The 18,324-nt window shown below is 52.0% G+C and carries 16 protein-coding genes; 12 read left to right on the top strand and 4 right to left on the bottom strand.

Annotated features, from left to right (window positions below):
* Window positions 1–166 precede the first annotated feature (166 nt).
* Together yfcE and yfcD are read left to right on the top strand one after the other, a co-directional pair.
* Complete coding sequence (yfcE, locus tag LCF41_RS14845) at window positions 167–718, top strand: phosphodiesterase (protein WP_225085260.1); 552 nt, start codon at window positions 167–169, stop codon at window positions 716–718.
* Window positions 719–841: 123 nt separating this feature from the next.
* On the top strand, window positions 842–1,492 hold the full coding sequence (yfcD, locus tag LCF41_RS14840; protein ID WP_225085259.1) for an NUDIX hydrolase YfcD: 651 nt from the start codon (window positions 842–844) through the stop codon (window positions 1,490–1,492).
* Between the two features lie 113 nt (window positions 1,493–1,605).
* Here the strand turns inward: yfcD and pta are convergent, their stop codons facing one another.
* Both pta and ackA read right to left on the bottom strand, forming a co-directional pair.
* Window positions 1,606–3,744, bottom strand: a complete 2,139-nt coding sequence (gene pta, locus LCF41_RS14835; RefSeq protein ID WP_225085258.1) for a phosphate acetyltransferase — start codon at window positions 3,742–3,744, stop codon at window positions 1,606–1,608.
* 79 nt (window positions 3,745–3,823) lie between these two features.
* Window positions 3,824–5,026 (bottom strand): acetate kinase, encoded by a 1,203-nt coding sequence (ackA, locus tag LCF41_RS14830; RefSeq protein ID WP_225085257.1) that lies wholly within the window; start codon window positions 5,024–5,026, stop codon window positions 3,824–3,826.
* A 487-nt stretch (window positions 5,027–5,513) separates the two neighbouring features.
* On the opposite strand from ackA, the gene yfbV reads away from it, so the two are divergent.
* The 4 genes from yfbV (at window position 5,514) to LCF41_RS14810 (ending at window position 9,316) form a co-directional block, all read left to right on the top strand.
* Complete coding sequence (gene yfbV / locus LCF41_RS14825) at window positions 5,514–5,969, top strand: terminus macrodomain insulation protein YfbV (RefSeq protein WP_225085256.1); 456 nt, start codon at window positions 5,514–5,516, stop codon at window positions 5,967–5,969.
* A gap of 164 nt (window positions 5,970–6,133) precedes the next feature.
* Window positions 6,134–6,628, top strand: coding sequence for a YfbU family protein (locus LCF41_RS14820; protein WP_225085255.1), 495 nt, complete (start codon window positions 6,134–6,136; stop codon window positions 6,626–6,628).
* A 21-nt stretch (window positions 6,629–6,649) separates the two neighbouring features.
* A complete protein-coding gene (locus LCF41_RS14815; protein ID WP_225085254.1) occupies window positions 6,650–7,306 on the top strand; it encodes a sugar phosphatase in 657 nt (218 codons plus the stop codon).
* Window positions 7,307–7,483: 177 nt separating this feature from the next.
* Window positions 7,484–9,316 carry an SLC13 family permease gene (locus LCF41_RS14810; protein ID WP_225085253.1) on the top strand — a complete coding sequence of 611 codons (1,833 nt, stop codon included), beginning with the start codon at window positions 7,484–7,486 and terminating at the stop codon, window positions 9,314–9,316.
* A 21-nt stretch (window positions 9,317–9,337) separates the two neighbouring features.
* Here LCF41_RS14810 and yfbR read toward each other — a convergent pair whose 3' ends face one another.
* The gene (gene yfbR / locus LCF41_RS14805; protein ID WP_225085252.1) at window positions 9,338–9,937 is read right to left on the bottom strand and encodes a 5'-deoxynucleotidase; all 600 of its coding nucleotides are present in this window, start codon (window positions 9,935–9,937) and stop codon (window positions 9,338–9,340) included.
* A 131-nt stretch (window positions 9,938–10,068) separates the two neighbouring features.
* Window positions 10,069–11,283 (bottom strand): pyridoxal phosphate-dependent aminotransferase, encoded by a 1,215-nt coding sequence (locus LCF41_RS14800; protein WP_014916029.1) that lies wholly within the window; start codon window positions 11,281–11,283, stop codon window positions 10,069–10,071.
* A gap of 500 nt (window positions 11,284–11,783) precedes the next feature.
* Here LCF41_RS14800 and lrhA point away from each other — a divergent pair, with 500 nt between their 5' ends.
* From lrhA to nuoF, 6 genes are all read left to right on the top strand, one after another.
* Window positions 11,784–12,734 (top strand): transcriptional regulator LrhA, encoded by a 951-nt coding sequence (lrhA, locus tag LCF41_RS14795; protein ID WP_225085251.1) that lies wholly within the window; start codon window positions 11,784–11,786, stop codon window positions 12,732–12,734.
* Window positions 12,735–13,410: 676 nt separating this feature from the next.
* Window positions 13,411–13,851 (top strand): NADH-quinone oxidoreductase subunit A, encoded by a 441-nt coding sequence (locus LCF41_RS14790; protein WP_015840967.1) that lies wholly within the window; start codon window positions 13,411–13,413, stop codon window positions 13,849–13,851.
* 17 nt (window positions 13,852–13,868) lie between these two features.
* Window positions 13,869–14,543 carry a NuoB/complex I 20 kDa subunit family protein gene (locus LCF41_RS14785; RefSeq protein WP_005969846.1) on the top strand — a complete coding sequence of 225 codons (675 nt, stop codon included), beginning with the start codon at window positions 13,869–13,871 and terminating at the stop codon, window positions 14,541–14,543.
* A 98-nt stretch (window positions 14,544–14,641) separates the two neighbouring features.
* A complete protein-coding gene (gene nuoC / locus LCF41_RS14780) occupies window positions 14,642–16,441 on the top strand; it encodes an NADH-quinone oxidoreductase subunit C/D (protein WP_225085250.1) in 1,800 nt (599 codons plus the stop codon).
* A gap of 2 nt (window positions 16,442–16,443) precedes the next feature.
* Window positions 16,444–16,974: an NADH-quinone oxidoreductase subunit NuoE gene (nuoE, locus tag LCF41_RS14775; RefSeq protein WP_225085249.1), complete on the top strand. Its 531-nt coding sequence runs from the start codon at window positions 16,444–16,446 to the stop codon at window positions 16,972–16,974.
* Window positions 16,971–18,320 carry an NADH-quinone oxidoreductase subunit NuoF gene (nuoF, locus tag LCF41_RS14770; RefSeq protein ID WP_225085248.1) on the top strand — a complete coding sequence of 450 codons (1,350 nt, stop codon included), beginning with the start codon at window positions 16,971–16,973 and terminating at the stop codon, window positions 18,318–18,320. Before nuoE ends, nuoF begins: the two co-directional genes overlap by 4 nt.
* Window positions 18,321–18,324: the final 4 nt, after the last annotated feature.

The raw sequence follows: 18,324 nt of genomic DNA, 5'->3' as shown, positions 1-18,324 counted from the left end.
ACGGGCTCTTACCCTACCACTTCTACGGGTGAAAAATAAGCGATGACGCACGTCGTTGAGCGATCTTTACCGGAAGCACCTGGTCAACTTTGGTAGACTATTTCCGATAAAGGATGGGGAGGTTGTGAATATAAACACAGCTGAGATAAACATTGTGGAGATAACGATGAAGTTGATGTTTGCGTCCGATATACACGGTTCTCTCAGCGCGACGGAACGTGTGCTGGAGATCTTTGAGCAGAGTCATGCCGACTGGCTTATTTTATTGGGCGATTTTCTCAATCATGGTCCGCGTAATCCGCTGCCGGAGACGTATCAACCCGCAGAGGTGGCAACGCGGCTTAACGCCTATGCGTCACGTATTATCGCCGTGCGCGGGAATTGCGACAGCGAGGTTGATCAGATGTTGTTGACCTTTCCGATCACGACACCGTGGCAACATGTGCTACTGCCTCAAAACCGCCTTTTCCTGACGCACGGCCATCTTTATCATCCAGATAATCTGCCGCCGTTACGCGCGGGGGATGTGCTGGTATATGGTCATACCCATATTCCGGTTGCTGAGCGACGCGGTGAATATTATTTTTTCAACCCCGGTTCAGTGAGCTTGCCGAAAGGGGGATACCCCGCGAGCTATGGCTTGCTTGAACAAGACGCGCTTCGGGTTCTGCCGTTACACGGCCGCGAGCCTATTGCACAGCTCTCAATTAGACACTAATTTAGCATATACCCTGCTTTTGACCTTGAATAACGGCAAGGTAGCAGGGAAGATTCGCAGCAAAGATCGATCATTTAAAACAGACGCGCGTAGCAACGTGCCAATACTAAAGGGTTTCAGAGGATGGCGGAACAAAGTCAGGCAGCAGGCACAGAGTGGGTTGATATCGTCAATGAAAACAACGAGGTAATTGCTCAGTCAAGTCGTCAGCAGATGCGTGCGCAGAGTCTTCGTCATCGTGCTACTTACATTGTTGTGCATGATGGAATGGGTAAAATTCTGGTGCAGCGCCGGACCAAGATCAAAGATTTCTATCCAGGCTGGCTGGACGCGACCGCAGGTGGTGTGGTGCAAAGCGGTGAGCAAATGCTGGAATCCGCACGTCGTGAAGCGGAAGAAGAACTTGGTATTGCTGGCGTGCCATTCGCAGAACACGGCTTGTTCTATTACGAAGGCGAGAATTGCCGGGTGTGGGGCGCCTTGTTTAGCTGCGTCACTCACGGGCCATTTGCGTTACAGGAAGAAGAAGTGGACGAAGTCAGTTGGCTGACGCCACAGGAGATTACTGCGCGCTGCGATGAATTTACGCCGGACTCGCTGAAAGCCCTGTCGCTGTGGCTGACGCGCTATAGCGATCGGGAATACGGTAAGCCTATTTCACGCAAGCTGAATGAGGCGGTTGAGGCTACAGAAGCATCTGTTGTGAATCATGACAATGTTGATGATGAGAATGACAGCAACGTTGCTCCATCGGAGACGGATTCACAGAAATAATCAGGACCCGCTTCGCCGCGGCTTTTTCTCCGCTGCGGCATCTCTCCTTGCTCTCCTTCCAAATAAAAATGCCAGCCCTAAGGCTGGCATCAATATCCACGCTCTCAAACAGATTAGAGCTGTGTAGCCTGAATGGCAGTCAGGGCGACGGTGTAAACAATGTCGTCTACCAGTGCGCCACGAGACAGGTCGTTAACTGGTTTACGCATGCCTTGCAGCATTGGCCCGATGGAGATCAGGTCGGCTGAACGCTGTACCGCTTTGTAGGTGGTGTTACCGGTGTTCAGGTCAGGGAAGATGAACACGGTCGCTTTACCCGCAACAGGTGAGTTCGGTGCTTTAGACTGTGCAACGTCTGCCATGATAGCGGCGTCGTACTGCAACGGACCATCGATGACCAGATCAGGACGTTTTTCCTGCGCCAGACGGGTTGCTTCACGCACTTTCTCAACATCGCTACCCGCACCGGAGTTACCGGTGGAGTAAGAGATCATCGCAACGCGTGGGTCGATGCCGAATGCCGTAGCGGAGTCCGCAGACTGGATAGCGATTTCAGCCAACTGCTCTGCGGTTGGATCTGGGTTGATGGCGCAGTCGCCGTAAACCAGAACCTGCTCAGGTAGCAGCATGAAGAAGACAGAAGATACCAGTGAGCTGCCCGGTGCCGTTTTGATCAGCTGCAACGGCGGACGGATGGTGTTAGCGGTGGTGTGAACGGCACCAGAAACCAGACCGTCAACTTCACCCTGTTCCAGCATCAGCGTACCCAGAACCACGTTGTCTTCGAGCTGTTCGCGTGCAACCACTTCGGTCATGCCCTTGCTCTTACGCAGTTCAACCAGACGCGCCACATAGCGCTCACGTACAACAATCGGATCGACGATTTCAATGCCTTTGCCCAGTTCTACACCCTGAGCAGATGCAACACGTTGAATCTCTTCTGGGTTACCGATCAGCACACAGTGAGCAATACCGCGTTCAGCACAGATAGCAGCGGCTTTAACCGTACGCGGCTCATCACCCTCTGGCAGCACGATGCGCTTGCCAGCTTTACGCGCCAGCTCAGTCAACTGATAGCGGAACGCTGGTGGAGACAGACGGCGTGAACGCTCAGACTCTGCGCTCAGGGAATCGATCCACTGGGTGTCGATATGGCGTGCAACGTATTCCTGTACTTTCTCAACGCGTTGACGGTCATCAGCCGGAACTTCAAGGTTGAAGCTTTGCAGGCTGAGTGAGGTCTGCCAGGTGTTGGTGTTAACCATAAATACAGGCAGGCCAGTCTGGAAGGCGCGCTCGCACAGCTTGGCAATGCTCGGATCCATTTCGTAGCCGCCGGTCAGCAGCAGGGCACCGATTTCCACGCCATTCATGGCAGCCAGACAGGCGGCAACCAGAACATCAGGACGATCGGCGGAGGTCACCAGCAGTGAACCCGGACGGAAGTGCTCCAGCATATGAGGAATGCTGCGTGCACAGAAGGTCACCGATTTAACACGACGTGTTTGAATATCACCTTCATTGACGATACGCGCATTCAGGTGCTTCGCCATATCGATGGCGCGCGTAGCGATCAGGTCAAAGCTCCATGGAATGCAACCCAGTACCGGCAGCGGGCTGTTAGCGAACAGCTGCTTCGGATCGACGTTGGCAACGCTGGCTTTCGTGGAGTCATCAAAGATTTCAGACAGGTCAGGACGAGTACGGCCCTGTTCGTCTACTGGCGCATTCAGTTTGTTGATGATCACGCCAGTGATGTTTTTGTTTTTGCTGCCGCCGAAGCTGGAACGCGCCAGTTCGATACGGTCTTTCAACTGTGCTGGGGAGTCGTTACCTAGCGCCAGTACGAAGACGATTTCTGCGTTCAGCGTTTTGGCGATTTCATAGTTCAATGCGTTAGCAAACTGGTGCTTACGGGTAGGAACCAGACCTTCAACCAGAACGACTTCGGCGTCTTTGGTATTTTCGTGATAGCGCGCGATGATTTCTTCCATCAGCACGTCTTGCTGGTTGGAGCTCAGCAGGGCTTCAACGCGGCTCATCGCCAGCGGCTCGGCGGCGTTGATGGCGGAATTCGCACGAATAATGGTTGTCGTTTGATCTGGCGTATTGTCGCCACTGCGCGGCTGGGCGATAGGTTTGAACACGCTCAGGCGAACGCCTTTCTGTTCCATGGAACGGATGACACCCAGGCTGACGCTTGTCAGACCGACGCTGGTGCCAGTTGGGATCAACATGATTATACGGGACACGGCTGAACCTCTTTACGGTTGCTCGTTAGTCAAAAACAACACCGTCAGCCTTGGCTGACGGTGTTGGGAGTTACGTGTTTTACGCAGTCAGACGGTAAGCGTCTTCAGCAATGACCAATTCTTCATTGGTCGGGATAACCAGCGCTGGACGGGTGCCATCTTTGGCGATGTTGCCACCTTTACCGAAGCGTGCAGCCAGGTTGCGTTCGTGATCGACGTCAAAGCCCAGCAGACCCAGTTTTTTCAGCGACATTTCACGAACCATTGCGGCATTTTCACCGATACCACCAGTGAAGATGACGGCATCCAGACGACCTTCCATCAGCGCGGCATAGGAGCCGATATACTTAGCCAGACGGTGGCAGTAAACGTCCATCGCACGTTTCGCGTCTGCTTTCGTTTCGTAGTTATCTTCAACGTAACGGCAGTCGCTTGTCACTTCAGTCAGACCTTGCAGGCCAGATTCTTTGGTCAGCAATGTATTTATGCTGGCTACGTCCATGCCCAGTGCGTCGTGCAGGTGGAAAATCACAGCCGGGTCGATATCGCCACAGCGCGTACCCATCACCAGACCTTCCAGCGGCGTCAGACCCATAGAGGTATCAACGCATTCGCCGTTGCGGATTGCCGTAACGGAACCACCGTTGCCCAGGTGACAAGTGATGACGTTCAGCTCTTCTACAGGTTTGTTCAGCACTTTAGCGGCTTCACGAGAAACAAAGTAGTGGCTGGTGCCGTGGAAACCGTAGCGACGGATGTGGTTTTCTTTATACAGTTTGTACGGCAGTGCATAAAGGTAAGACTCTTCCGGCATGGTCTGGTGGAACGCGGTGTCGAAGACAGCGACGTTTTTATCAGCCAGGTGAGGGAAGGATTTCAGTGCTTCATCGATACCGATCAAGTGCGCCGGGTTGTGCAGAGGTGCAAAAGGTACGGAATCTTTGATACCCTGAAGAACATCATCAGTAATGATCGCGGATTGGGTGAACTTCTCACCGCCGTGAACGATACGGTGACCGATAGCAACCAATTGAGCTGACAGCTCTGGTTTCTGAGACAGAATGGTGTTGACGATGAAGTTCAGCGCTTCGCTGTGAGCGGCACCGGCACCCAGTTCGGCGTCGTGTTTACCGCCGTCCATTTTCCATTTGATGCGGGCTTCAGGCAGGTTGAAACACTCGGCTAAACCAGACAGGTACTCTTCTCCGTTAATCGCATCGATGATGGCGAATTTCAGGGATGAACTACCGCAGTTAAGAACCAGTACTAACTTACTCGACATGGAAGTACCTACTTGTTATACATGGTTAAAAAAATTTCATACAGGGCATAGCGTATCGCATGCCGCCGCTGGCATTTATGATTAACATCATGCCTTGGTGCGATACACCAGACACGATGATGAAATAGGGTCGATACGATGACGTATGTTATATCGGGTAATCGTTACAACAGTTAACCGCTACAACGAATCTCTATAACTAATCTCTACAACAACGTGACGTCGACCTGATGTAAACCGCAGCTTTTAAAGCGATGGATAACCGCGTTATGGCCGTTGGCTGCGCTTATGTCGCGAAGGGAATTATACTCCTTGCGTGTAGTCATACTACTGTGTAGTCATACTACTTTAGGTATACAGCGGCCAAAAGGCCGGTCTAGGATACCGATAGCGTAAGGTAAACACAAAATATATTTTAACCTTATCAACTTGAGTTGTTGATTTGTGCAAAAGTTTTATTTTTTATCTGTAAAGTTGAGGTGTGGCTATGGCAACGAAACCAGACAGTAGAATCAGTTGGCTACAGCTACTCCAACGTGGGCAGCATTACATGAAAACGTGGCCGGCAGAAAAGCAGCTGGCGCCAGTCTTTCCTGAAAACCGCGTGGCGCGAGCGACGCGGTTCGGCATCCGCATCATGCCGCCGCTGGCGGTGTTTACCTTAACGTGGCAGATCGCGCTCGGCGGCCAGCTCGGCCCAGCCATCGCCACCGCACTGTTTGCCTGTAGCCTGCCGTTGCAAGGCCTTTGGTGGCTTGGCCGCCGTTCCGTTACGCCCTTACCGCCGACGCTGGCGCAGTGGTTTCACGAGATTCGCCATAAGCTATTGGAGTCAGGTCAGGCATTAGCGCCATTGGAAGAAGCGCCAACTTACCAAGCGTTGGCGGATGTGCTGAAGCGTGCGTTTAACCAGCTTGATAAAACCTTCCTGGATGATTTGTGATCGGCGTCAGGCTGTGTACGGGTTGATGGCTATTTTGTTCTTTCCCCTGTTTCAAATCAAAGAAGCGGTGGCTACCGCTACCGTGACACGATTCAGTATGCGATTCTGAGACCAATACCTATTTAGCGATATTGGCTTACACCAAAGAGGTTCAGGAGAGCAACATGGAAATGACAAATGCCCAGAGATTGATCCTTTCAAATCAATATAAAATGATGACGATGCTCGATCCCGACAATGCCGAGCGCTATCGCCGGTTACAAACGATTATCGAGCGTGGTTATGGTTTGCAGATGCGCGAACTGGACCGTGAGTTTGGCGAGCTGACCGAAGAGGTTTGCCGTACCATTATTAACATCATGGAAATGCATCATGCCTTGCAGGTGTCGTGGACCAATCTGAAAGATAAGCAGGATGTGGATGAGCGTCGCTTAACCTTCCTGGGCTTTGATGCCGCAACGGAAGCGCGCTACCTCGGTTTTGTACGCTTTATGGTACATGTCGAGGGGCGCTATCCCCATTTTGATGCGGGAACGCATGGGTTTAACGCGCAGACAAAAATGTGGGAAAAATACAACAGAATGCTGGCTGTTTGGCAATCCTGCCCGCGTCAGTATCACTTAAGTGCGGTGGAGATCGCGCAGATCATCAACGCCTGATTAATGAAAAAGGGGCTTTCTGTGGAGTGTAAAGGTTTTCTGTTCGACCTCGATGGTACGCTGGTCGATTCACTGCCAGCGGTAGAACGTGCGTGGATTAACTGGGCAAAAGATCACGGTATTGAACCACAGGAAGTGCTGGATTTTATTCATGGCAAGCAGGCCATCACATCCCTGCGCCACTTTCTTCAGGGGCAGAGCGAAGAAACGATTCAACAGGAGTTCGATGCGCTGGAGAAAACCGAAGCGTCTGATACGCAAGGTATTCTCGCCATGCCAGGCGCGAAAGCGCTGTTGGAGCGTTTGGATGTGCTGGATATTCCCTGGGCGATTGTGACGTCTGGCACGGTGCCGATTGCCAGCGCACGTCATCACCGTGGAGAGCTGCCTGCTCCTCGTGCCTTTATTACGGCGGAGCAGGTTGCCAAAGGTAAGCCTCATCCCGATGCCTATTTACTTGGTGCGCAGCAGTTAGGGTTGAAACCTGAAGAGTGTGTCGTCGTTGAGGATGCGCCAGCGGGTGTGCTATCGGGTCTGGCCGCGGGCTGCAAGGTCATTGCGGTGAAAGCGCCAGCGGACACGCCAAAGCTGGATCAGGTCGATCTGGTCCTGGATTCGCTGGAGCAGATAGAAATAGAGAAATTACCGAACGGCGCTAAGGTACTTCTGCGCCAGTAGGTCGTCTGTAACCTAATGACAAAACTGTGACTAAATATGATCAAACCTCGCATCCGCGAGGTTTTTTTATGGCAGACTATACCCGTTATACTTCAAGCTGCCTGTGCGTTGGCTCCCTTTTTCAGGGTATGCGAATCCACACCTCTCAACATGCATTTTTCCGTCAGGGGAACCGTTTTGAATAGCGAACTTCTCTGGGTTTTATCCCTGTTGCTGATCGCCATTGTGTTGTTTACCACCAATAAATTACGCATGGACGTCGTAGCGCTGTTGGTCATTATCGCGTTTGTACTGAGCGGCACGCTGACGCTATCTGAAGCGTTGGTCGGGTTCAGCGATCCGAATGTGATATTGATTGCAGCCCTGTTTGTGATTGGTGAGGGGGTGGTTCGTACCGGCGTCGCTTATCAGGTCGGTGATTGGCTGGTTCGCGTGGCGGGCAGCGGTGAGATGAAGATGCTGGTTTTACTGATGGTCACCGTTGCGCTGCTGGGGGCCTTCATGAGTTCCACTGGGGTTGTCGCGATTTTTATTCCTGTGGTGCTGAGTGTTTCCGCACGGATGAAGATTTCTCCTGGAAGGCTGATGATGCCGCTGAGTTTCGCCGGGTTGATTAGCGGCATGATGACGCTGGTAGCGACGCCGCCGAATATGGTGGTGAGCAGTGAATTGATGCGCGAAGGCGTGGCAGGTTTTGGGTTCTTTAGTGTGACGCCGATAGGGATAGTGGTATTGCTGCTGGGCGTGGCGTATATGATGGTGGCGCGTTACTGGCTTGGCGGCGCGGAGACAGCCACAGCAAAAGAGATGTGGAAGAGAAGAACGTTCCGCGATCTGATTCGTGATTACCGGCTGACGGGCAGGGCGCGCCGGCTGGCGATTCGTCCGGGTTCGCCTTTTATCGGCCACCGGCTGGATGATTTACGTCTGCGTCAGCGCTTTGGAGCGAACGTGGTGGGGATTGAACGCTGGCGTAAGTTTCGCCGCGTGATGATCAGCGTAGCGGGCAATACCGAACTTCGCCTGAACGATGTTCTGCTGATCGACATGTCAGCATCGGAAGTGGATTTACGTGAATTTTGTACCGCGCAGCGGCTTGAACCGATGGTGCTGCGCGGTGAATATTTTTCTGAGCAGGCACGTGATGTGGGGATGGCGGAGGTTTCGTTGATCCCTGATTCCGAGCTGTTGGGAAAAACGCTATACGATGTCGGCTTCCGAAGCCGCTATGGCCTGAGCGTCGTGGGGATCCGCCGGGCAGGTGAGGCGATGGAAGGTATCCTCGCCGATGAACCGCTCCAGCTTGGTGATATTCTGCTGGTGATGGGCGATTGGCGCATGATCCGGCAGCTGCACACGCAGAAAAACGACTTCCTGCTGCTTAATCTTCCTGCTGAAGTGGATGACGTCGCACCCGCGGTGAGCCAGGCTCCACATGCGTTGTTTTGTCTGGCGCTGATGGTGGCGATGATGCTGACGGATGAAATACCGAATGCGATTGCCGCGCTGATTGCCTGTTTGCTGATGGGTAAGTTCCGCTGTATTGACATGGAAAGCGCCTATCGGGCAATCCACTGGCCGAGTATTATCCTTATTGTTGGGATGATGCCGTTTGCGCTGGCATTGCAGCAAACCGGCGGTGTGACGCTGATCGTTAAAGGGTTGATGGATGTTGCCGGGGACGCCGGGCCACATGTGATGTTGGTGTGTTTGTTTGTACTGTGTGCTGTGATTGGTTTGTTCATTTCCAACACGGCGACAGCGGTGTTAATGGCACCTATTGCGATTGCTGCGGCGAAGCAGATGGGGGTGTCACCGTATCCGTTTGCGATGATCATTGCGATTGCGGCATCCGCCGCGTTTATGACGCCCGTCTCGTCACCGGTGAATACGCTGGTATTGGGGCCAGGCGGTTATAAATTCGGGGACTTTGTGCGCGTTGGCGTCCCCTTTACTGTTCTGGTGATGCTGGTCAGCGTGGTGATGGTACCGTGGCTGTATCCATTCTGACCCTGTGCTGACGGATGCGCGTTATAACGGAGAATCCTGGCTGATTTCGTCAAGTGACAGGCTAAAGCTGGGAACAAAAACTGTCATAAAATAGTCCATTTCCGGGCTGTGGCGCTGTTGCAAGGTTTTTTCCAGCCGCGCTTTGGCAAGCATGAATTCCGCGTTGCCCGCCGATAATTCTTCCAGACACTTCAGGTAGGCGCAGAGCGCGTCTGCCTGTTTAACGATGGCACGTTCCTCTTCGCTGGTGTAGTTGTCATCCAGCAGCATCCGATAATCCTGCTGTAGCTCCTCCGGTAACATCTCAACCAGTTTCTGCTGTGCAATCTTCTCTATTTTTTTGTACTCGTGCGCGATCTGCGCGTTGTAGTACTTGATGGGCGTCGGCATGTCGCCGGTCAGCACCTCGCTGGCATCATGATACATCGCCAGAAGTGCGATACGTTCTGCGTTCAGATTACCGTCGAACTTGCGGTTTTTGATGACTGCCAGCGCATGTGCGACAAAGGCGACCTGAAGGCTGTGCTCGGAGACGTTTTCCGTGCGCACATTGCGCATGAGCGGCCAACGACTGATGAGTTTTAGACGGGATAAATGGGCGAAAAAATGGCTCTGATTCATGGCGATCTCTCAGACAGCAGCACGGTGAAATAGCGATAGCGTGGGCGTCTATTGTGGTCACTTACTGGGGATTATGCAAACGAAGGTCGCGTTTTCGCCGGGCTATGGCCGCCCGGCGAAGAAGGGCTGGGCTATTGGTGATAGTGCCCGAGGAAACGGCCCAATTTGTGGATCGCCATGTCCAGTTCATCGATGCGAGGTAGCGTAACGATGCGGACATGATCCGGATAAGGCCAGTTAAATGCGGTTCCCTGAACCAGTAACACTTTTTCCTGTAACAGGAGATCCAGCACCAGTTTTTGGTCATCGTGGATGTTAAAGCGTTTGGCATCAATGCGGGGGAACATATACAGCGCACCGCGTGGCTTTACGCACGATACGCCGGGGATCTGATTGATCAGCTCCCAGGAGCGATTGCGTTGCTCGTACAAGCGTCCACCGGGCTGAATAAATTCGCTGATGCTCTGATAGCCGCCCAGAGCGGTCTGAATCGCATGCTGCATTGGCACGTTAGCGCACAAACGCATGGAAGCCAGCATTTCCAGCCCTTCAATATACCCTTTGGCGTGCTTTTTCGGGCCGTTCAGTACCATCCAGCCTTGACGGAAGCCCGCGACGCGATACGTCTTTGAAAGGCCGTTGAACGTGACCGTCAGCAGATCCGGCGCGAGTGCGGCAATAGAGTGGTGCTGCGCATCGTCATACAGAATTTTGTCGTAAATTTCGTCGGCGAAAATGATCAGGTTATGTTCGCGCGCAATCGCGACGATATCTAACAGCAGTTCTTTGCTGTAGACGGCCCCTGTTGGGTTGTTCGGGTTAATGATCACGATACCGCGAGTATTGGACGTGATCTTCTTGCGGATATCATCCAAATCGGGGAACCAATCGGAGGACTCATCGCAGAGGTAGTGAACGGCATTGCCGTTAGACAGGGATACGGCGGCGGTCCAGAGCGGGTAGTCCGGCGCAGGAACCAGCATTTCATCGCCTGGGTTAAGCAGCGCCTGCATGGATTGCACAATGAGTTCGGACACACCGTTGCCAATATAGACGTCTTCCACCGTGATATCGCGCATATCCCGCGCCTGATAGTGTTGAACGATGGCTTTGCGGGCAGAATAGAGGCCTTTGGAATCACAGTAGCCCTGTGCCGTGGGCAGGTTACGGATGACATCGACCAGAATTTCATCCGGTGCCTCGAAGCCGAAAGGGGCGGGGTTGCCAATATTCAGTTTAAGGACTTTATTACCTTCTTCTTCAAGCCGCTTGGCTTCCTTTAAGACTGGGCCACGGATGTCATAGCATACGTTCTCCAGTTTCTTGGATTTTTCAATCGGAGACATAAATAGTACGAACCTTCTGCAGAGAGCGCATATTCCCATACGGAATAGCATAACCTGCTTAATGTACTCCTCCTGTAGTACCTTTTGAAGAATGATTATCGCTTTTGCTGCAAATGGTTGCGCATCTGCACTATATGGTTGTGTACTCGTTGGATGGTGCGATATGGTAGGGGTGCGGACGACTATTCATACCGCACTTTTTAGCGCCAGAATAGGGTGACAGGGAAAGCTCGTTTATTTAAATGTGAAGCGTATTTATTTCGCAGAATGAAATAAAGAGAACGTGTCGTTGTTATTGAATGAAGGATTAAGGCTGGTGAGTCATTTAATTAGTGATGTCTTACCAATGGAAAGGCGATAGGGGTAACGAAATATAAGTATTTTTTTGCCCTTATCGTGCGTCTGCGATAGTGTCTTTAAATGTATCGGTCATTACCTGTACATGTAATAAAACACCAGGAATATTTTGTTAAAATTAAAATAGATAAGTGAAAAATCGTATGACCAGTGCAAATCGACCAGTACTTAATCTCGATCTTGATTTACTGAGGACGTTTGTTGCCGTTGCAGATTTAAATACATTTGCAGCGGCGGCGACCGCAGTCAATCGGACTCAATCGGCTGTCAGCCAGCAGATGCAGCGGCTGGAGCAACTCATCGGAAAGGAGCTTTTTGCCCGGCACGGGCGTAATAAATTACTGACCGAACACGGTATCCAGTTTCTGGGTTATGCCAGAAAAATATTACAATTCAATGATGAAGCCTGTATTTCATTAATGTACAGCGATATTCAGGGTACGCTGACCATTGGGGCGTCTGACGATACTGCAGACACCATCCTTCCTTATATTTTGCATCGTGTGACATCCGTATTTCCTAAACTCTCCGTCAATGTCAGCGTAAAACGCAGCGCTGAAATGATGGAAATGCTGAATCAGGGGAAAATAGATCTGGTTATTACCACAATGAACGGTGTGGTATTTCCTCACGTGTTATTACGTAGCTCCCCGACGCTATGGTATTGCGCGGCGGATTATCAGTTCCGATCGCAGGAACCTGTACCTCTGGTTGTTTTGGATGAACCCAGTCCTTTCCGTGCCTTGGCTACGCAGCAGCTGACGGCCGCAGGGATTCCCTGGAGAATCGCCTACGTGGCTTCAACGCTCTCTGCTGTGCGAGCTGCGGTGAAGGCCGGTATGGGCATCACCGTACGTTCGGTAGAAATGATGAGTCCGGAACTGCGGGTGCTGGGCGAAGAAGAAGGGTTGCCGAGATTGCCTGAAACGCGTTATTTCCTCTGCCAGAACCCTAACCAGGAGAATGAACTGGCGACGGCAATTTTCAATGTGATTGAATCAGGGAAGCCCTCTCACATTACGCCTGTCAGCATGTTAATAAATAGCACGGATGAAAAGTTGTCTTCCGATCCGTCGCTGAAGGACGCGATCTGATCGTAATGGGTAGTTAACCATCATTCGGGGAGGGTAGGGATGCACCCCGAATGATGATGATTTATGACTAAGGTGTTAAACCTGCGTTGGCAGCGTCTTATTACCCCGATTTCTTCACTCCGATCCCACGTTGCATTTTCCATTTCACATCAATAGGCTAGGCGTAGCGAGATTAACGCTCACTTGCTTTTTATGAAACGCTGGTTCTATTTTTTTAAAATTATGTTATGGAAAATGACATCCCTCCTGTCCTACATCGTCTTGATTTTTTTACTAACTAAATTGGTAAAAATGTGTGCTGGATCAAAAAATACCCCTAATAACCACATGGGAGAACAGGCATTTTCTGTGAAAATGGTATAGTGACGCAGCGAATTTGCTTCCTGTGTTGCTGCGTGTGGGTTAACCGATAAAAGGACTGACTCGATTTAGCTATGGATGAGAACACAAAATGTTAACAAAACAGCGTGCATGTAAAGTAATGTACTGTTATTTTTAGTAAGGTTGAAAAAAAGGTTACAAATTTAGGGGCTCAACCATACCAAGCAAGGCTTACCTGATACGTTTCCGTGCTTTTTTGTGGTTATTAATCCTTCCTTTTAATCGATGTGGCGCATTAACTGCCGATAATAGAGCAGAGATGTTACCCGCCACTTTTGATGAGTAAGCAAAGAGAATGTCAACAACTACTGAAATCCTCGCCCATCATTGGGCATTTGGGCTATTCCTTATCATTGCCGTAGGCCTTTGCGTCTTCATGCTGACCGGTGGATTCTTGCTGGGGGGGAGAGCCAGAGCCAGGGCCAAAAACGTACCTTATGAATCCGGGATCGACTCAGTGGGTTCAGCGCGGTTACGCCTGTCTGCTAAATTTTATCTTGTCGCTATGTTCTTCGTTATCTTCGACGTTGAAGCCCTCTATCTCTACGCTTGGGCGGTGTCTATCAAAGAAAGCGGCTGGATTGGCTTCATTGAAGCAACCATTTTCATTTTGGTGCTGTTGGCTGGTTTGATTTATCTGGTACGCGTTGGGGCACTTGACTGGACCCCGGTACGTTCCAAGAGACAAGTCGTTAAATCAGACATCATCAACACTACCAACACTCATCCGCAGTAACAGCGAGGCATTTTAAGATGGACTATACGCTCACCCGCATAGAGCCGGACGGTGAGAATGACCGTTATCCCCTGCAACGTCAGGAGATCGTTTCCGACCCTCTGGAGCAACATGTTCACCGTAGTGTCTACATGGGCAAACTGGAACATGCATTACACGATACGGTGAACTGGGGGCGTCAAAACTCCCTGTGGCCGTACAACTTCGGCCTTTCCTGTTGCTACGTAGAAATGGTGACGTCATTTACTGCCGTTCATGACGTAGCGCGTTTTGGCGCTGAGGTGCTGCGTGCGTCGCCACGTCAGGCCGATTTCATGGTCGTAGCGGGAACCTGTTTTACTAAAATGGCTCCCGTCATTCAGCGTCTGTACGAGCAAATGCTGGAGCCTAAATGGGTTATCTCCATGGGCGCATGTGCTAACTCCGGCGGCATGTACGACATCTATTCCGTGGTTCAGGGCGTAGATAAATTCCTGCCTGTTGATGTGTATATTCCGGGCTGCCCTCCGCGTCCTGAAGCCTACATGCAAGCGCTGTTGCTGCTGAAAGAATCCATCGGTAAAGAACGCCGCCCTCTGTCATGGGTGGTGGGTGAACAGGGCGTTTACCGTGCCAATATGCAATCTGAGCGTGAGCGCAAACGCGGCGAGCGAATCGCGGTGACTAACCTGCGTTCGCCTGATGAGATTTGACCTGTAGATGATAAATCCGGTGACCGTGTAATACCCCGATAATAGTGTGCGGTCATTATCAGATGCAGAAATAGCACATTTAATGTGGTGACATATTTATGACAGATTTAACGACACACGATCTCGCTCAGCCAGGCTGGCAAACCCGCGATCACCTTAACGATCCGGTCGTTGGCGAGCTGTGTAACCGTTTTGGACCAGATGCATTTACTGTACAAGCAACCCGCACAGGTATTCCCGTTGTGTGGGTCAAACGTGAGCAATTACTGGACGTTGTCGCATTCCTGAAAAAACAGCCGAAGCCTTATGTCATGCTGTTTGACCTACACGGTATGGATGAGCGTTTGCGTACTCACCGTGAAGGTTTACCTGCCGCCGACTACTCCGTTTTTTATCACATCATTTCCATCGAGCGTAACCGCGACATCATGCTGAAAGTCGCGTTGGCCGAGAGCGATCTGCACGTACCGACCGTAACCAAACTGTTCCCGAATGCCAACTGGTATGAGCGCGAAACATGGGAAATGTTTGGTATTACGTTCAACGGCCACCCACACCTGACGCGCATCATGATGCCGCAGACGTGGGAAGGGCACCCGTTGCGTAAAGATTATCCGGCGCGTGCGACCGAATTCGATCCTTTCGAGCTGACCAAGCAGAAAGAAGATCTGGAAATGGAATCGCTGACGTTCAAACCGGAAGAGTGGGGAATGAAGCGCGGCACTGAAAATGAGGACTTCATGTTCCTCAACCTCGGTCCAAACCACCCCTCTTCACACGGTGCTTTCCGTATTATCCTGCAATTGGATGGCGAAGAAATCATCGACTGCGTGCCTGACGTGGGTTACCACCATCGCGGCGCGGAGAAAATGGGCGAACGCCAGTCCTGGCACAGCTACATTCCTTATACCGACCGTATTGAATACCTTGGCGGCTGTGTTAACGAAATGCCGTATGTACTTGCCGTCGAAAAACTGGCGGGTATTGAGGTGCCGGATCGCGTGAAAACGATTCGCGTGATGCTGTCTGAGCTGTTCCGCATTAATAGCCACCTGCTGTATATCAGTACCTTTATTCAGGACGTTGGTGCGATGACACCGGTGTTCTTTGCGTTTACTGACCGCCAGAAAATTTACGATTTGGTTGAAGCGATTACCGGCTTCCGTATGCACCCGGCATGGTTCCGTATCGGCGGTGTGGCGCACGATCTGCCACGCGGCTGGGAGCGCCTGCTGCGTGAATTCCTCGACTGGATGCCTGCTCGTCTGGATACCTATGTTAAGGCTGCGCTGCAGAACACCATCCTGAAAGGCCGTACTCAGGGCGTTGCCGCCTACAATGCGAAAGAAGCGTTGGATTGGGGCGTAACGGGTGCGGGTCTGCGTGCTACAGGTATTGGTTTTGACGTGCGCAAATGGCGTCCGTATTCCGGTTATGAAAACTTCGACTTTGAAGTGCCTGTTGGCGATGGCATCAGTGATTGCTATAGCCGCGTGATGCTGAAGGTTGAAGAGCTGCGTCAGAGCCTGCGTATTCTGGATCAGTGCCTCAAGAACATGCCGGAAGGGCCGTTCAAAGCGGATCACCCGCTGACGACGCCGCCGCCAAAAGAGCGCACATTGCAGCATATCGATACGCTGATTAACCACTTCCTTCAGGTTTCCTGGGGACCGGTTATGCCTGCCAATGAATCATTCCAGATGGTTGAGGCGACGAAGGGCATTAACAGCTATTACCTGACCAGTGACGGCGGCACGATGAGCTACCGTACCCGTATTCGCACGCCGAGCTATGCGCATCTGCAACAGATTCCGTCTGTTATTCGCGGATGTCTGGTATCCGATCTGATCGTTTACCTCGGCAGTATTGATTTCGTTATGTCAGATGTGGACCGCTAATTATGCCTGATCACAACATACCTGATAACAATGTTTCTGAACGCAACATTTCTGATAACAACGTTTTTGTGCTGAGCGACGCTGAACGTGACGCCATTGAGCACGAAAAACATCACTATGAAGATGCGCGTGCCGCGTCAATTGAAGCACTGAAAATCGTGCAAAAAGAACGCGGCTGGGTGCCGGATGGCGCGATCAACGCGATTGCCGATGTGTTGGGCATCCCTGCCAGTGACGTGGAAGGCGTAGCGACGTTCTATAGCCAGATTTACCGCCAGCCGGTTGGGCGTCACATCATTCGCTATTGCGACAGCGTTGTGTGCCATATCAATGGCTATCAGGGCGTTCAGGCGGCGCTGGAGCGTAAGCTCAGCATCAAACCGGGGCAGACGACGTTCGATGGACGTTTCACTCTGTTGCCGACCTGCTGCCTGGGGAACTGTGACAAAGGGCCGTCAATGATGATTGATGACGATACCCACAGCCATGTGACGCCGGAAGGAATTGAATCGTTATTGGAGCAGTATCAATGAGTAAAAACATTGTTCTGACTGCTGAGCAGCATCCTCTGACCTGGCGTTTACGCGCAGACAAACAGCCGGTATGGCTGGATGAATATCGCAGCAAAAATGGCTATGTCGCTGCGCAAAAAGCGTTAACCGGTATGGCGCAGGATGACGTGGTCTCACTGGTTAAAGACGCTGGCCTGAAAGGGCGTGGCGGTGCGGGCTTTTCGACAGGCTTGAAGTGGAGCCTGATGCCGAAAGACGAAAGCATGAACATCCGCTACCTGCTGTGCAACGCGGATGAGATGGAGCCAGGGACGTATAAAGACCGTCTGCTGATGGAGCAAGAGCCCCATCTGCTGGTTGAAGGTATGCTGATTAGCGCCTTTGCGCTGAAAGCCTACCGCGGCTACATCTTCCTGCGCGGCGAATACATCGAAGCGGCTGTCCACCTGCGTCGTGCCATCGAAGAAGCGAAAGCGGCGGGTCTGCTGGGCAAAAATATTCTGGGCAGCGGGTTTGATTTCGAGCTGTTCGTGCATACGGGCGCCGGGCGTTACATCTGCGGTGAAGAAACTGCACTGATTAACTCGCTGGAAGGCCGTCGTGCCAACCCACGCTCCAAGCCGCCGTTCCCGGCGTCTGCGGGCGTGTGGGGTAAACCGACCTGCGTCAACAACGTGGAAACGCTGTGTAACGTACCGGCGATTATCGAACACGGTGCGGCGTGGTATCAGGGGCTGTCTGCGGGTAAAAGTAAAGATGCCGGCACGAAGCTGATGGGCTTCTCCGGTCGCGTCAACAATCCTGGCCTGTGGGAATTGCCATTCGGCACCACGGCGCGTGAGATTCTGGAAGACTACGCGGGCGGTATGCGCGATGGTCTGAAGCTGAAAGCCTGGCAGCCGGGTGGCGCAGGGACGGATTTCCTGACAGAAAGCCATCTCGATCTGCCAATGGATTTTGAGCACATTGCGAAAGCAGGTAGCCGTATGGGTACGGCGTTAGCGATGGCCGTCGATCACGAGATCAATATGGTCTCGCTGACGCGCAATCTGGAAGAGTTCTTCGCCCGTGAATCCTGCGGCTGGTGTACGCCGTGCCGTGATGGCCTGCCGTGGAGCGTGAAGATTCTGCGTGCGCTGGAGAAGGGCGAAGGTCAGCCCGGCGATATCGAAACGCTGGAGCAGCTTTGCCGCTTCCTTGGTCCGGGTAACACCTTCTGTGCGCATGCGCCGGGTGCGGTTGAGCCGCTGCAAAGTGCCATCAAATATTTCCGGGAAGAATTCGAAGCGGGTATCTCTAAACAGTATTTAGGCAACGTCAAAGCGATTGGCGGTATTCAGCCTAACCTGTTGAAAGAGCGCTGGTAAGCTA

Origin of the sequence: Pectobacterium colocasium, assembly GCF_020181655.1 — a bacterium.
GTDB classification, from domain to species: Bacteria; Pseudomonadota; Gammaproteobacteria; order Enterobacterales; family Enterobacteriaceae; genus Pectobacterium; species Pectobacterium colocasium.
Note: the sequence above shows the minus strand (reverse complement) of the source record. Positions and strands in the feature narration are given on the sequence as shown.

What these genes read in the sequence shown, in the direction of transcription:
- ackA (WP_225085257.1), bottom strand. Translation starts at nt 5,026, where the DNA reads ATGTCGAGTAAGTTAGTACTGGTTCTTAACTGCGGTAGTTCATCCCTG.
- nuoE (WP_225085249.1), top strand. Translation starts at nt 16,444, where the DNA reads ATGCCTGATCACAACATACCTGATAACAATGTTTCTGAACGCAACATT.
- yfcD (WP_225085259.1), top strand. Translation starts at nt 842, where the DNA reads ATGGCGGAACAAAGTCAGGCAGCAGGCACAGAGTGGGTTGATATCGTC.
- yfbR (WP_225085252.1), bottom strand. Translation starts at nt 9,937, where the DNA reads ATGAATCAGAGCCATTTTTTCGCCCATTTATCCCGTCTAAAACTCATC.
- LCF41_RS14800 (WP_014916029.1), bottom strand. Translation starts at nt 11,283, where the DNA reads ATGTCTCCGATTGAAAAATCCAAGAAACTGGAGAACGTATGCTATGAC.
- LCF41_RS14790 (WP_015840967.1), top strand. Translation starts at nt 13,411, where the DNA reads ATGTCAACAACTACTGAAATCCTCGCCCATCATTGGGCATTTGGGCTA.
- yfbV (WP_225085256.1), top strand. Translation starts at nt 5,514, where the DNA reads ATGGCAACGAAACCAGACAGTAGAATCAGTTGGCTACAGCTACTCCAA.
- lrhA (WP_225085251.1), top strand. Translation starts at nt 11,784, where the DNA reads ATGACCAGTGCAAATCGACCAGTACTTAATCTCGATCTTGATTTACTG.
- LCF41_RS14785 (WP_005969846.1), top strand. Translation starts at nt 13,869, where the DNA reads ATGGACTATACGCTCACCCGCATAGAGCCGGACGGTGAGAATGACCGT.
- nuoC (WP_225085250.1), top strand. Translation starts at nt 14,642, where the DNA reads ATGACAGATTTAACGACACACGATCTCGCTCAGCCAGGCTGGCAAACC.
- LCF41_RS14820 (WP_225085255.1), top strand. Translation starts at nt 6,134, where the DNA reads ATGGAAATGACAAATGCCCAGAGATTGATCCTTTCAAATCAATATAAA.
- yfcE (WP_225085260.1), top strand. Translation starts at nt 167, where the DNA reads ATGAAGTTGATGTTTGCGTCCGATATACACGGTTCTCTCAGCGCGACG.
- nuoF (WP_225085248.1), top strand. Translation starts at nt 16,971, where the DNA reads ATGAGTAAAAACATTGTTCTGACTGCTGAGCAGCATCCTCTGACCTGG.